The sequence below is a fragment of the Actinomadura luzonensis genome (genome assembly GCF_022664455.2).
Classification (GTDB): domain Bacteria; phylum Actinomycetota; class Actinomycetes; order Streptosporangiales; family Streptosporangiaceae; genus Nonomuraea; species Nonomuraea luzonensis.
This window is the reverse complement of record NZ_JAKRKC020000003.1, coordinates 837,850-852,664: the sequence shown is the minus strand read 5'-3', so window position 1 is coordinate 852,664 and position 14,815 is coordinate 837,850. Positions and strand designations below refer to the sequence as shown.

The following is a 14,815-nucleotide window of genomic DNA, read 5'->3' as shown; positions in this document are numbered from 1 at the left end:
TGAAGGATCAGAAAAGCGTGGGGTTCTCCGGCTCGATGCCGCGCAGGGCGTCGTAGTCGAGGGTGACGCAGTCGATGCCGCGGTCGGTGGCGAGCACGCGCGCCTGCGGCTTGATCTCCTGCGCGGCGAAGACGCCGCGGACCGGGGCCAGCAGCGGGTCGCGGTTGAGCAGCTCCAGGTAGCGGGTGAGCTGCTCGACGCCGTCGATCTCGCCGCGGCGCTTGATCTCCACCGCCACCGTCGCGCCCATCCCGTCGCGGCACAGGATGTCGACCGGCCCGATGGCCGTCATGTACTCGCGCCGGATCAGGGAGTAGCCCTCGCCCAGCGTCGAGATGTGCTCGGCGAGCAGCTCCTGGAGGTGGGCCTCCACGCCGTCCTTGATCAGCCCGGGGTCGACGCCCAGCTCGTGGCTGGAGTCGTGGAGGATCTCGGCCATCGTCAGGACCAGCTTCTCGCCGGTCTTGCCGTGGGTGACCGTCCAGGTCTCGCCGTCCTCCTTGAGCTTGCACGGCGGGTTCATCCAGTTGAGCGGCTTGAACGCGCGGTCGTCGGCGTGGATGCTCACGCTGCCGTCCGCCTTGATGAGCACGAGCCTCGGGGCCATCGGCAGGTGCGCCGTGAGCCTTCCTACGTAATCCACGCTGCATCGCGCGATGACCAGCCGCATGACGACCCACCTTATCGGCTCTGGAAAACTGGACGCATGGTGTTCCAAGGGTCTGGAGGCAGCACGGGATGAGCCCGCGACGGGCCCGCCGCAAGGAGTCCTCCCGCCCTTTCGGCTTCCCGACCGGCCTGGACAAGGTGGAGGAGTGGCCGGACGGCGAGTGGAAGGTCCGGCTGCTCACCGGCGCCTCCTCGACCAAGGACTACCGCTGCCCCGGGTGCGACCAGGAGATCCGCCGCGGCCAGCCGCACCTGGTGGCCTGGCCCGCCTGGTCCGGCGGCGACGAGGAACGCCGGCACTGGCACCAGCCCTGCTGGCGCAAGAGGCTCGACCGCGGCCCCGGCCGCAGCCGTTACTGAAGGGAACCATTGGTGGAGATTCGCGCGGCGACCGTGCTGCCGGCCCGGCGGGAGCCGATCGAGCTGCACACGGCCGACGGCCTGACCCTGGTCGGCGAGCTGGCCCAGCCGCTCGACCGCCCCCCGGTCGCGACGCTGGTGACCCTGCACCCGCTGCCGACCCACGGCGGGTTCATGGACAGCCACGTCTACAAGAAGGCCGCCAACCGGCTGCCCGCCCTCGCCGGCCTCGCGGTGCTGCGCTTCAACACCCGCGGCACGTCGTCGGAGCGCGGCACCTCCGAGGGGGCGTTCGACGGGGGCGAGGGCGAGCGCTTCGACGTGGCGGCCGCGCTCGAGTACGCCGAGTTCCACGACCTGCCGCACGTGTGGGTGGTCGGCTGGTCGTTCGGCACCGAGCTGGCGCTCAAGTGGGCGCACGACCCGCTGGTGGAGGGCGCGGTCCTGCTCTCGCCGCCGCTGCACAGGGCCACCGACGCCGATCTCGACGCGTGGGCGTCCTTCGGCCGGCCGCTGACCGCGCTGGTGCCGGAGTTCGACGACTACCTGCGGCCGGAGGAGGCGCGCCGGCGCTTCGCCCGGGTGCCGCAGGCCGAGGTCGTCGGCGTCGACGGGGCCAAGCACCTGTGGGTGGGGGAGCCGTACGTGCGGATCGCGCTGGACGAGATCGTCAAACGGGTGAACCCGGAGGCATACCCGCTGCCGACCGAGGTATGACGATAATTTGCACATTTCTGTCGGCTCTGAAAGTTTTTTGAGCAGAATGAGCAGAACTCTGGACCTGTGCGCTGACACAAGGTGAGAATCCGGACGTCAACCGAAGATCGTGGAGACGCCGGACGGCCTCCGTTCCGTGCGTAACACCTGCTCAGCATGGGCGAGGACAGATGCGGGTCGTACGTTTACTGAGTGCGGCGGCGATGGCGTTTCCGATGGCGGTGACGGCGCTGACCCCGGCGCCGGCCGCCGTGGCCGAGACCCCTCCGGCGGCGCATGCCGCGACGCCGCCGGAGCAGGCCGGCCAAGCCGGCCGGGCGAGCGCCGAACGGCAGGCGTCGCTGCTGGCCAGGCGCGAGAACCGGACCGTCGAGATCGAGTCGCTGCGCGGCGAGACCCGCCAGGTCTTCGCCAAGCCCGACGGCACGTTCGTCCTGGAGCAGCACGTCCGCCCGATCCAGGTCCGCAGGGACGGCCGCTGGGTGCCGGTGGACACCACGCTCCGCCTGCGCCCGGACGGCGCGGTCGAGCCGGTCGCCGCCGCGGTGGACGTCACCTTCTCCGGCGGCGGCAGCGGCCCGCTGGCCCGCCTGGCGCGCGGCGGCAAGTCCATGGAGCTGGGCTGGACGGGCGCCCTGCCCAAGCCCACGCTGAACGGCGACACCGCGACCTACGCCGAGGTCATGCCCGGCGTCGACCTCCAGGTCACCGCCGACGTGGACGGCTTCTCCCACCTGCTCGTGGTCAAGACGCGGGCCGCGGCCGCCGCACTCACCGAGCTGAGCTACCCGCTGGCCGCCGAGGGCCTGTCGGTGAAGACCGACGCCGCCGGCAACCTGCGGGCCGTGGACGAGGCGGGCGGCGACCTGTTCCTCGCCCCCACGCCGAAGATGTGGGACTCCCAGGGCATGACCAGCCCCCGGGCCCTCAAGGAAGGACGCTCGCCGGAGGCCCGCGAGGCCACGATGGGCGTCACGCTGAAGGGCCGCGACCTGCGGCTCAAGCCCGACCGCGCGATGATGACGGACCCGGGGACGCGCTTCCCCGTCTACCTCGACCCGTACTTCTCGGCCGCCCGCGGCTCCTGGACCGCGGTCTGGAGCAACTGGCCCAACTCCAACTACCTCAACTCCAGCGACGTCGCCCGGGTGGGCCACGTCGAGTCGCAGAAGAACCGCTCGTTCTTCCAGATGGCGACCGGCTCGACCATCCACGGCAAGCAAATCATCAAGGCGACGCTCCGGACGTACGAGACGTGGTCGTACTCGTGCAGCGCCCGTAAGGTCGAGGCGTGGGGCACCGGCGCGATCAGCTCCAGCACCACCTGGAACAAGCAGCCGACCTGGACCAGGCTGCTGAGCACGGTGAACGTGGCCAAGGGCTGGGGCACCTCGTGCATGCCCGGCGGCGTCGAGTTCGACATCACCTCCTGGGCCGCCGACGCCGCCGCCAAGAAGTGGAACTCGATGACCGTCGGCTTGCGCGCCACCAGCGAGACCGACGTGTACGCGTGGAAGAAGTTCAAGAACAACCCGACCGCGGTCATCGAGTACAACTCCATCCCGGCCGACCCGGTCGCCGCCGACGTCTGGTCGGACCCGGGCGGCCCGTGCGTCTCCGGCGACGACCGGCCGGTGATCAGCACCGCCACCCCGAAGCTGTGGGCCAAGCTCAAGGACGCCGACAACTCGGTCAAGGGCCGCTTCGAGTGGTACAACGCCGACGGCGTCAAGACCGGCGAGTACGTCACCGCCACCGGCTCCTCCGGCATCGCCTTCTCCGCGACGGTCCCGGCGACCCTGTACGCCGACGGCGCGCTGGTCCGCTGGCGGGTGCGCGGCGAGGACGGCAAGGCCACCAGCGCCTGGAGCCCCTGGTGTGAGGCCACGGTCGACGCCACCGCGCCCGGCCGCGAGCCCGAGGTGAGCTCCCCGCAGTACCCCGAGGACACCTGGAGCGACGGCCTCGGCCTGGCCGGCACGTTCACCTTCGCCCCGAACGGCGTCACCGACGTGGCCTCCTACCTGTACGGCCTCGACACCAACCCGGCCACCGCGGTCGCGCCCGGCGCGGACGGCAGCGCCACGATCCGGCTCACCCCGCGCCACGACGGCCCCAACGTGCTGGCGGTGCGCAGCAAGGACCGCGCGGGACAGCTCGGCCCGATCCGCACGTACGTCTTCAACGTCAATCCCGGCAGCGCCCCGGCCGGCCACTGGCCGCTGGACGAGGGCCAGGGCGGCACGGCCGGCGACGCCGCGAACGCCCACCCGGCCACCCTGTACGGGGCCGCGTGGACCAGCGGCCGCACCGGCTCGGCGCTGAAGCTGGCCAACGCCTACGCCCAGACCGCCGGCCCGGTCGCCGACACCACCCGCAACCTCACCGTCTCCGCCTGGGCCCGCCTGACCTCCAACGCGGGCACCGCCACCGTGGTCACCCAGGAGGGCGGCAGGACCGGCGCGTTCGCCCTGCAGTACTCCAAGTCCGACGACCGCTGGGCGTTCACCCGCACCGCCGCCGACGCCGACGGCGCCGCGGTCACCCGGGCCCTGTCGGCCGCCGCGCCCCGCCTGAACGAGTGGACCCACCTGACCGGCGTCCACGACACGGCGACCGGGCAGCTCTCGCTCTACGTCAACGGCCGCCTGGAGTCCTCGGTCGCCTTCGGCCAGCCGTGGAACGCCACCGGCCCGCTCACCGTCGGCCGCGGCAAGGCCGCCGGGGCGGCGGCCGAGTTCTGGCCCGGCGACGTGGACGACGTGCGGGTCTACGGCCGGGCGATGTTCGCCGACGAGATCGCCGACCTGATCAACAGCGCCTCGACGCTGGTCGGGCACTGGACGCTGGACGAGGAGACGGGCACCACCGCCGCCGACTCCTCCGGCCGGGCCACGCCCGCCACCCTGGCCGGCGCCGCCACCTGGACCTCCGGCTGGCTGGACGGCGCGCTCGCGCTCGACGGCGTCACCGGCGCCGCCCAGACGAGCAAGCCCGCCGTCTCGACCGCCAACGGCTTCACGGTCGCCCTGTGGACGCAGCTCGACTACCTGCCGGCGAAGGACGTCTCGGCGGTGGCGCAGACCGGCAGCCGGGCGGCCGGGTTCCAGCTCGGCTACGACACCGCGCAGCAGCGCTGGGTGTTCGGGATGGCCGCCGACGACACCGACACCGCGACGCTCGTGCGCACCCGCTCCGACTCCCTCGCCAACCCCCTGGAGTGGGCGCACGTGGCCGGCGTGTACGACCCGCTGGCCGGCCAGATCCGCATCTACGTCAACGGCCGGCTGTCGGCCACGACGGTCGCCGCCCACACCAGCAAGTGGAACGCCACCGGCCCGGTGCAGCTGGGCCGGACCAAGGCCGGGGGCGTCCTGACCGGTTACTGGCCGGGCACGGTGGACGACGTCCGCACCTACGACGGCGTGCTCAACGCGGAACAGATCGCCCAACTAGCCGCCCAATAGCCCGTCCCCTGTCGCCTCCTCTCACCAAGAGCAGCACCCCTTTCGCCCAGTAGTCCCCCCTCGAAAAGAGCAGCACTCCTTTCGCCCAGTAGTCCCCCCCTCGAAAAGAGCAGCACCCCCGACTGGGAGAGGTTCATGGACCTGCCAGATGAGTTAGAGCTGCCCGAATCCCGGTGGAACCGACCGCCAGACCCCACCGGACCCGACGACGAGACCGCCGACCCCTTCTGGAACCGCTTCGTCCAGCCCAAGCCGGAGTCCCCCTGGCCCCGCCGGCTGGCCACCGTCCTGTCCGTCCTGCTGATCGCCCCGGCGGCCTACGCCATGCCCGCCGAGGCGGCCCCCCGCACCGCTCCGGAGACGCAGAAGGAGACCCCGGTCAAGGGCGGCAAGGTCCCGGTCCTGCCGCCGCTGCAGAACCCGGTCACCGAGCAGGCGTGGAAGGCCCCGCCGGGCGTGAAGTGGCCCAAGCCGCAGACCGTCGAGCTGGGCGGCGACAGCGGCGACAGCAGCGGCAGCGGCGGCAGCGGCGCCACGGCGAGCACCCTCGCCGCCGCCGACTTCCCGGTGAAGCTGGCCCCGCCCGCCAAGGGCGCCGCGGCCAAGGCGGCCGCGGCGACGCCGGTCAAGGTCGAGCTGCTGGACGCCGCCAGGTCCGGCCGCCTCGGCCTGGCCATGCGCGTCTCGCCGGGCTCCGGCGCGGGCGCCGCGACAGCGAAGGCGGCGGGCCCGACCCGCCTCCAGATCGACTACTCCGGCTTCCGCTACGCCTACGGCGGCGACTACGGCGCCCGCCTGCGCGTGGTCAAGCTGGAGGAGTGCGCGCTCACCGGCGCTGACGACTGCCCGCGGCCCGAGCCGGTCAAGAGCGAGAACAACGCCAAGGACGGCACGCTGACGGCCGAGGTCGCGACGGCCGGCCTGTACGCGGTCACCGCCGCCGCCTCCGGCTCCTCCGGCGACCACTCGGCCACCTCGCTCGGCCCGTCCGCCCAGTGGAGCGTGGGCGCGCAGTCCGGCGACTTCAACTGGGGCTACGACCTGCGCGTCCCGCCCGCGCTGGGCGGCGACGAGCCCGAGGTGTCGCTCGCCTACTCCTCGCAGAGCGTGGACGGCCGCACCGTCTCCACCAACAACCAGCCGTCCTGGGTGGGCGAGGGCTTCGAGCTCAACCCGGGCGGGTTCATCGAGCGCCGCTACAAGTCCTGCATGATCGACGGCAAGAAGACCGGCGACCTGTGCTGGGACCAGGACAACGCGGTCCTGACGCTCGGCGACTCGGCGGTGGAGCTGGTCAAGGACGCCACCACCAAGCAGTGGCGGCCCAAGCGCGACGACGGCATCCGCATCGAGTACCTCACCGGCGCCGTCAACGGCGACAACAACGGCGAGTACTGGCGGGTCACCACGCAGGACGGCACCCAGTACACCTTCGGCCTCAACCGCCTGCCCGGCTGGGCCAGCGGCAAGGCCGAGACCAAGTCGGTGCAGACCGTGCCGGTGTTCGGCAACAACAGCGGCGAGCCCTGCTACAACAGCACCCCGGCGAACGCCTGGTGCCAGCAGGCCTACCGGTGGAACCTGGACTACGCGGTCGACCCGCACGGCAACGCCACCACGTACTGGTACGTCCAGGAGAAGAACTACTACGGCCGCAACGGCAAGCCCGAGCTCGGCACCGGCTACGACCGGCACGCCTACCTGAGCCGGGTCGACTACGGCTACCTGTCGGGCGAGCTGTTCACCAAGCAGCCCGCCGCCCGGATCGTCTTCGAGGTGGCAGAGCGCTGCCTGCCGAGCGGCACCGTCACCTGCGCCGCCGACCAGCTCAAGAAGGAGACCGCGGCGAGCTGGCCGGACGTGCCGTTCGACCAGATCTGCGACGCGGGCGTGAAGTGCGTCGACCGGCTGACGCCGACGTTCTTCAGCCGCAAGCGGCTGACCAAGGTCACCACGCAGATCCTCACCACCGCCGGCCAGTACACGCCGGTGGACTCCTGGACGCTCACCCACCAGTTCCCGGCGACCGGTGACGGCCTCAGCCCGTCGCTCTGGCTCGCCTCGATCCAGCAGACCGGGCACGTGGGCGGCACGTTGTCGCTGCCGAGGACCACCTTCGTCGGCGTGCAGCTGCCCAACCGGGTGGACGCGAACGAAGGCCGCGCGCCGCTGGTCAAGTGGCGGGTGCAGGCGGTGGACAACGGCACCGGCGGCGAGGTGCGGGTCAACTACAAGGCCGCCGAGTGCAAGCCCGGCGAGCTGCCCGCGGCCGACAAGAACAGCAAGCTCTGCTTCCCGCAGCGCTGGGCCCCGCCGGACGAGACCGAGGTCACCGACTGGTTCCACAAGTACGTGGTCGCCCAGACCATGGAGGTGGACCGGGTCGGCGGCGGCACCCCCGCCGTCACCTCCTACGAGTACCTCGACGGCGCCGGCTGGCACTACGCCGACAACATCCTGGTCAAGCCGGAGCACCGCACGTGGGCGGACTGGCGCGGCTTCGGCCGGGTCCGGGTGCGCGAGGGCGACGGCCAGGACACCAAGCGCACGCTCACCGAGTTCCGCTACTTCCGCGGCCTGCACGGCGACAAGCAGGCCGACGGCTCCAAGCGCGTCGCGCAGGTGGAGGACACCGAGGGCGGCAAGGTCGACGACCTCGACCAGTACGCCGGCTTCGAACGCGAGGAGGTCCTCTACGACGGCGACGGCGGCACGCTGCTGAGCGCCACCGTCGAGCAGCCGTGGTCGGTCAAGACCGCCGAGTCCACGCAGGGCGGCGTCACGAAGAGCGCGTACGTGGTCGAGGCCCAGTCGATGACCACCCGCAAGGCGGTCGCCGGCGGCAAGTGGCGGCGCACCGGCGAGCAGCGCTCGTTCGACGAGAAGGGCATGCTGCTGTCGGTGGAGGACAAGGGCGACCTGTCCACCGCCGACGACGACCAGTGCACCCGCTACACCTACGCCCGCAACGACACGAGCTGGATGCTCGACTACACCAGCCGCGTCCAGAAGGTGGCCGCCCCCTGCTCCACGGGCGTGTCCACGCTGGCGGCGGGCGACCTCATCTCCGACGAGAAGATCCAGTACGACGGCAAGGCCAACGGCCAGGCGCCCAGCAAGGGCGACGTGACCTCGGTCCAGGTCGTCGTCGGCGGCGACGGCGCCACGATCACCGACACCACGCACACCTACGACATCTACGGCCGCGAGACCAGCGAGACCGACACCGTCGGCACCAAGTCCACGACCGCCTACACCCCGGCCACCGGCGTCCTCGCCACCGAGATCGCCGAGACCAACAACCTGGGCCACGTCGAGCGCACGTACGTCGAGCCGGCCTGGGGCGAGCCCGTCGCCGAGGTGGACGCGAACAACCGGCGCGTGGAGATGGAGCACGACGCGCTCGGCCGCCTGGTCAAGGTGTGGCAGGCCGACCGCAGCAAGGCGGCCCAGCAGACGCCCAACACCGAGTACTCCTACGTGATGCGCTCGGACGGGCCGAGCTACGTCGTCACCAAGACGCTGCGCGACGACGGCGGCTACACCACCAGCTACGAGCTGTACGACGGCCTGATGCGCGAGCGCCAGACCCAGGAGCCCGCGCCCAGGGACGACCAGACGCAGGACCCCGCCCTGCGCGACGGCCGCACGGTCACCGACACCTTCTACAACTCGCAGGGCGAGCAGTACAAGTCGAACACCGGCTACTTCGCCACCGGCACCCCCTCCACCGACCTGCTCGGCGTCACCGACGCGGCGGTGCCGAACCAGGTGGTGACGACGTTCGACGGCACCGGCGAGGCCAGCGCCCAGATCCTCAAGGCGAAGGGCGTGGAGAAGTACCGGGTGTCGGTCGTCAACGAGGGCGACCGGATCCACATCACGCCGCCGCCGGGAGGCACCGCGACCACCCGCATCGGCGACTCCGAGGACCGGCTGATCGAGCTGCGCCAGTACAAGGGCCAGACCCCGACCGGCGAGTACGAGTCCACCAAGTACACCTACGACTACGCCGGCCGCCTGTCCACGGTGACCGACTCCGCGGGCAACGTGTGGCGCCACCACTACGACATGCGCGGCCGGGAGATCAAGACCGAGGACCCCGACAAGGGCGTCACGACCATGACGTACAACGACGCCGACGAGCTGGTCTCCACGACCGACTCGCGCGGCAAGACGTTGTACTACGTCTACGACGAGCTGGGCCGCAAGAAGGAGATGCGCGAGGGCTCGGCCACCGGCCCGCTGCTGGCCGAGTGGAAGTACGACGCGCTGGCCAAGGGCCACATGAACGCCAGCATCCGGTACGTGGGCGGGCAGGCGTACAAGGCCGAGATCAACGCCATCGACGTCGACTACCGCCCGCTGCGCGAGACGGTCACCATCCCCGAGCGCGAGGGCAAGCTGGCCGGCTCGTATGTGCTCAACACCCGCTACACGGCCGACGACCAGGTGCAGTCGGTCAGCTTCCCCGGCGTCGGCGGGCTGCCCGAGGAGCAGGTCGTCTACGGCTACGACGGGCTCGCGCAGCCGGTCAAGGTCACCGGCCTGACGACGTACGTCAACGCCACCCGCTACTCCAAGCTGGGCGAGACCCTGCAGTACGAGCTGGGCGGCTCCGGCACCAAGAAGGCGTGGCTCACCTACAACCACGACGAGTCCACCCGGCGGCTGACCAGCTTCCGGCTCGACCGTGAGGGCGCCGCGAAGACCGACCTCGACCTGGGCTACAGCTACGACGCGGTCGGCAACATCACCAAGATCGCCGAGGCCGGCGGTCAGGACACGCAGTGCTTCACCTACGACCACCTGCGCCGGCTGACCTCGGCGTGGACGGCCACGGACGACTGCGCGTCCGGCTCCCCGCAGTCCGGCACGATCGGCGGCGTGGCCCCGTACGCGGTCAGCTACGGCTACGACTCCACCGGCAACCGGATCAAGGAGACCAGGCACGCCTGGGGCGGCGCGGGCGAGACCTCGCGCACGTACACCTACCCGCAGGCCGGCGGCAAGCAGCCGCACGCGCTGCAGAGCGTCGGCGCCGACCTGTTCGAGTACGACGCCGCGGGCAACACCACCAGGCGCAAGATCGGCACCGCCGACCAGAGCCTGGTCTGGGACGCCGAGGGCAACCTGGAGTCGGTGACGGAGGCGGGCAAGACGACGTCGTTCATCTACGACGCCGAGGGCGACCGGCTGATCCGCAAGACGCCGACCGACGCCACCCTCTACATCGACGACATGGAGCTGCGCTTCGACTACGGCAAGGACACGGTCGAGCAGACCCGCTACTACACGATCAACGACGAGCCGATCGCCGTCCGCACCCCGGACAACCAGGTGTTCTTCCTGGTCAACGACCACCAGGGCACGGCGCAGGCCGCGGTGAACGCCGCGACGGGCGAGCTGGCGGTGCGGCGGACGACGCCGTTCGGCGAGGACCGGGGCTCGCCGCCACCCTGGTGGCCGGGCCAGCGCGGGTTCGTCGGCGGCACCAAGGACGCCACGACCGGGCTGGTGCACCTGGGCGCCCGCGAGTACGACCCCAAGCTCGGCCGCTTCCTGTCGGTGGACCCGGTCATCGACGACGTGGACCCGCAGCAGCTCAACGCCTACGCCTACGCCAACAACAGCCCCGTCACGATGAGCGACCCCGACGGGCAGTGGGTGTGGATCGTGGTCGCGGTGGGCGTGCGGATCGGCGCCCGCTACCTCGCCAAGCGGGCGGCGCAGCGGGCGGCCGCGGCGGCCCTGCGGCGGGCGGCCATCAGGCGGGCCAGGGAGGCGGCGCGCAAGCGCGCGCTGGCCGAGGCCAGGAAGCGGGCCGCCGAGGAGGCCAAGAAGCGGGCCCGTGAGGCGGCCAAGAAGCGGGCCGCGGCCGAGGCCAAGCGCAAGCGGCTCGCCGCGGCCAGGAAGAAGGCGCGGGAGAAGGCGGAGCGGGCGCGCGAGGCCGCGGCCAAGCGGCGGGCGGCGCTCGCGGCCCGCCGGGCGGCGCGCAAGGCGGCCAGGGAGGCGGCGGCCAAGCGGCGGCTGGCTCTGGCGGCCCGCAAGCGCAACCACTACCGCGGCCGCGTCCCGCGGGGCATCCAGCGGGCCCGGTCCACCCCGGCGCGGCGTCCGACGAGCCATCGCGCGGCGCAGCGGCACTCGCCGCCGCGGGCGAGCAGGCAGCCGGCGCAGCCGAGACCGAGCCAGGTCTACCGGAACGACGGGACCACGCAGCCGACGCAGTCGTACAGCGTGTACGGCAACGGCCGGCTGTACCCCGAGGGCCGGCCGCCGTCCAACCTGCCGAACGGCGGCGGGTCGGGCCAGGGCGAGAAGCAGATCTTCAAGCCCGAGAAGATCGAGCTCGAACCGAACAAGAGGGGCCTGCAGACGCAGCTCTTCAACCGCACCGACAAGCTGATGGACAGCATCGCCGACATCATCGACGGCTTCGGCCTCGGCGGATGACCGGACGATGATGACCGGACGATAGAGCCTCACCAGGGCGCACCCGGCGCGGGACTCACGAGGTCCCGCGCCGGTGGCGTACCCGGGGCCGGCCTCCGTAGAATCTTGTTCGGTTCGGTCTGTCGGGGCACGGCATGGAGGAGGCGGCGTTGGGCGCGTTCGATCTGAGCGGCAAGCAGGCCCTGGTCACGGGGGCGTCGAAGGGCATCGGACGGGCGGTCGCGCTCGCCTACGCCGCGGCCGGCGCGGACGTGGCGCTGGTGTCCCGGTCGGCGGAGACGCTCGCCGAGGTCGCCAAGGAGATCGAGGCCCTGGGCCGCCGGGCCGTGGTGCTGCCCGCCGACCTCACCGACCGCGAGGCCGCCGCCGGGGCCGTGGCCGCCGCCGTCGACGGGCTAGGCCACCTCGACATCGTCGTCAACAACGCGGGCGGCTCCAACTTCATGGTCGAGTTCAAGGACCTGCGGCTGTCCGGCTGGGACAAGATCATGCGGCTCAACCTCGACTCGGCCATGGCCGTCTGCCACGCGGTCGCGCCGCACCTGCTGGAGCGGGGGAGCGGGTCGGTGATCAACGTGGCCTCGGTGGCGGCCCTCGGCGCGCCCTTCCTGGCCCCGTACGCCGCCGCCAAGGCCGGGGTGGTCGCGCTCACCAAGACGCTGGCCGTGGAGTGGGCGGCGGCCGGCGTCCGGGTCAACGCCCTGTGCCCCGGCTGGACGGCCACCGAGCTCAACCGCAACCTCTGGGACGACGAGAGCGGCGGCGCGGCCACGGTCGCCGCCGTGCCCATGCGGCGCTGGGGCACCGTCGAGGAGATGGCCCAGCCGGCGATCTTCCTGGCGAGCGAGGCGTCGGCGTACATGACCGGGCAGGTGCTCTTCGTGGACGGCGGCGCCACCGCGATCTGAGGCGTTACCGAAGCGGTCGTACGCTTTGCGGCATATCGGCATGCGACATCGTGTGCTCAAGAGCGTGAACCGCGTTACCGTGGGGGCCGTGCAGCTCTACACGAGATCGTCCGGGACCGGGCTCCCGGTTGTGCTGCTTCACGCGTTCCCGCTGTCGTCGGCCATGTGGCTGGCCCAGCGGGAAGGGCTGAGGAAGGTCTGCCGGGTCATCACGCCCGACCTGCGCGGCTTCGGCGGCTCCCGGCTGGGCGACGACGAGCCGTCGCTCGACCTCATGGCCGACGACGTCGCCAGGCTGCTCGACGACGAGGGCGTCGACCGGGCCGTGGTGGGCGGGCTGTCCATGGGCGGCTACGTCACGCTGGCGTTCTGCCGCAGGCACCCCGACCGGCTGCTCGGCGCGGTCCTCGCCGACACCAAGGCCGTCCCCGACCCGGCCCCGGCGCGCGCCAACCGGGAGCGCATCGCGCAGGCCGTGTTGTCCGAGGGCAGCGACGTGCTGGTCAGCGAGGTGCTGCCGGCGCTCATCGGGCCCACCACCAAGGAGCGGCGCGCCATGGTGTTCGGCCGGGTCAAGGGGCTCGTGCAGTCCGCGCCGCCGGGCGCGGTCGCCTGGGCGCAGCGCGCCATGGCCGCGCGCCCCGACTCCTCCGACACGCTCGCCGCGCTGAAGGTCCCCCTGCTGGTCGTCGTGGGCGAGGAGGACGAGCTGACGCCGCCCGCCGAGGCCAAGGCCATGGCGGAGGCGGCCCCCGGCGGCCGGCTGGAGGTCATCCCCAAGGCGGGTCACCTCAGCGCGGTCGAGCAGCCCGAGGCGTTCAACGCGGCCGTGTCGGAGTTCCTGCACGCCGAGCTCGGCGTCGCCCGCTCCTGACGAGCTCGGCGCCGTCGCCCCCTTCTGACGCTCAGGCCCGCGCCTGCCGCGGGATGACGACCTCGCGGATGATCAGCGCGATGGCCGCGGCCACCGGGATCGCCAGCAGCGCGCCCACGATGCCCAGCAACGCGCCGCCGAACAGCGCGGCGATCACGGTGACGGCCGGCGTCACGTCCACCGAGCGCTTCATCACCCGCGGATAGATGAGGTAGTTCTCCACCTGCTGGTAGACGAGGAAGAAGACCGCGCAGGCGATGCCGGCCGGCACCGACTGCAGCAGCGCCACGGCCGTCACCACCACCGCCCCGATCGTGGCGCCCACCAGCGGGATCAGGTCCGTCAGCGCGACGACCAGGGCGAGCGCGAGCGCGTACTTGACGCCCGCGACCGACAGGAAGATCCAGGTCAGCACGCCCGCGATGACCGAGATGAGCACGTTGCCGGCGACGTAGCCGCCGATCCCGGCCAGGATCTCCTCGCTGATCGCGCCCGTGCGCGCCCGGCGCGAGGCCGGCACCAGCTTGAGCAGGTACGCCTTGATCGTGTGCAGCGAGCCGAGGAAGTACAGCATGAGCACCAGCAGCGTCACCGTGGTGAACACGCCGTCCAGCACCACCAGGCTCGCCCCCATGATGCCGGTGGCGAGCGAGGGGCCGAGCGTGGTCGTCACGAACTGCGCGAGCTGCGGCAGGATCTGGTAGTCGGCGTCGAGCTGCTTCAGCGTCGGATGGCTGCTCAGCTCGTCGAGGTAGCCCGGCACGGCGGCGACGAAGTCGGCCAGCTCCTTGCCCACCGGCGGCACGACCGCCAGCCCGAACAGCGCGAACGTCACGATCACCCCGGCGAACACGATCGTGATCGCCGCGCGCCTGGCCAGGCCGCGCCGCTGCAACGCCTCCACGGCCGGGTTGAGCCCGACGGCCAGGAACATCGCCACCACGACGAGGATGATCGTGCTCAGCGAGTTGACGACCATCTGCGCGATCGCGATCGCCGTCAGCACCCCCAGGCCGCCGACCAGCCCGAACAGGAACGGGCCGCGGGCGAGCGGCTTGCCGGGCAGCCCGTACGGCTGCCGCTCGGTGGCGTCGGCTCCGGTGGCCTCAGCTTCGGCTCCGGTGGCCTCGGCTCCGGCCTCGGCCTTGGCCTCGGCTTCGGCTGCGGCTCCGGCGGCATCCTCGACATCGGTCTCGGCATTCGCGGACAACGGCGAGCAACTCCTCCCAGATCGGGCCGGTCCCCCCAGATCGGGCCGGAAACACAGAGAGAGCCTAGCGATCTCCTCGATCGCCAGGCTCTCTCCAGCCGTCAATCAGCCCAGCCGTCAATCGGCCCCCGTGCCGGACACCCCTGCCGTCACT

Annotated in this window: 8 protein-coding genes; 6 read left to right on the top strand and 2 right to left on the bottom strand. The window is 71.8% G+C overall.

The features are described 5' to 3' along the window. Positions 1-7: 7 nt before the first annotated feature. Positions 8-670, bottom strand: a complete 663-nt coding sequence (gene nucS, locus MF672_RS49000; protein WP_242379378.1) for an endonuclease NucS — start codon at positions 668-670, stop codon at positions 8-10. A 68-nt stretch (positions 671-738) separates the two neighbouring features. Here nucS and MF672_RS48995 point away from each other — a divergent pair, with 68 nt between their 5' ends. From MF672_RS48995 to MF672_RS48970, 6 genes are all read left to right on the top strand, one after another. Then, a complete protein-coding gene (locus MF672_RS48995) occupies positions 739-1,029 on the top strand; it encodes an Rv1322 family protein (RefSeq protein ID WP_242379377.1) in 291 nt (96 codons plus the stop codon). A 12-nt stretch (positions 1,030-1,041) separates the two neighbouring features. After that, positions 1,042-1,746: an alpha/beta hydrolase gene (locus tag MF672_RS48990; RefSeq protein WP_242379376.1), complete on the top strand. Its 705-nt coding sequence runs from the start codon at positions 1,042-1,044 to the stop codon at positions 1,744-1,746. Between the two features lie 203 nt (positions 1,747-1,949). Next, positions 1,950-5,213, top strand: coding sequence for a LamG-like jellyroll fold domain-containing protein (locus MF672_RS48985; protein ID WP_242379374.1), 3,264 nt, complete (start codon positions 1,950-1,952; stop codon positions 5,211-5,213). A 135-nt stretch (positions 5,214-5,348) separates the two neighbouring features. Then, entirely contained in the window at positions 5,349-11,669 is a 6,321-nt protein-coding gene (locus tag MF672_RS48980) for an RHS repeat-associated core domain-containing protein (protein ID WP_247815810.1), read from the top strand. Positions 11,670-11,818: 149 nt separating this feature from the next. Further along, entirely contained in the window at positions 11,819-12,577 is a 759-nt protein-coding gene (locus tag MF672_RS48975) for an SDR family NAD(P)-dependent oxidoreductase (protein WP_242383564.1), read from the top strand. 130 nt (positions 12,578-12,707) lie between these two features. Continuing rightward, positions 12,708-13,451 (top strand): alpha/beta fold hydrolase, encoded by a 744-nt coding sequence (locus tag MF672_RS48970; protein WP_308210683.1) that lies wholly within the window; start codon positions 12,708-12,710, stop codon positions 13,449-13,451. 31 nt (positions 13,452-13,482) lie between these two features. Here MF672_RS48970 and MF672_RS48965 read toward each other — a convergent pair whose 3' ends face one another. Beyond that, the gene (locus tag MF672_RS48965) at positions 13,483-14,661 is read right to left on the bottom strand and encodes an AI-2E family transporter (RefSeq protein ID WP_242383562.1); all 1,179 of its coding nucleotides are present in this window, start codon (positions 14,659-14,661) and stop codon (positions 13,483-13,485) included. Positions 14,662-14,815: the final 154 nt, after the last annotated feature.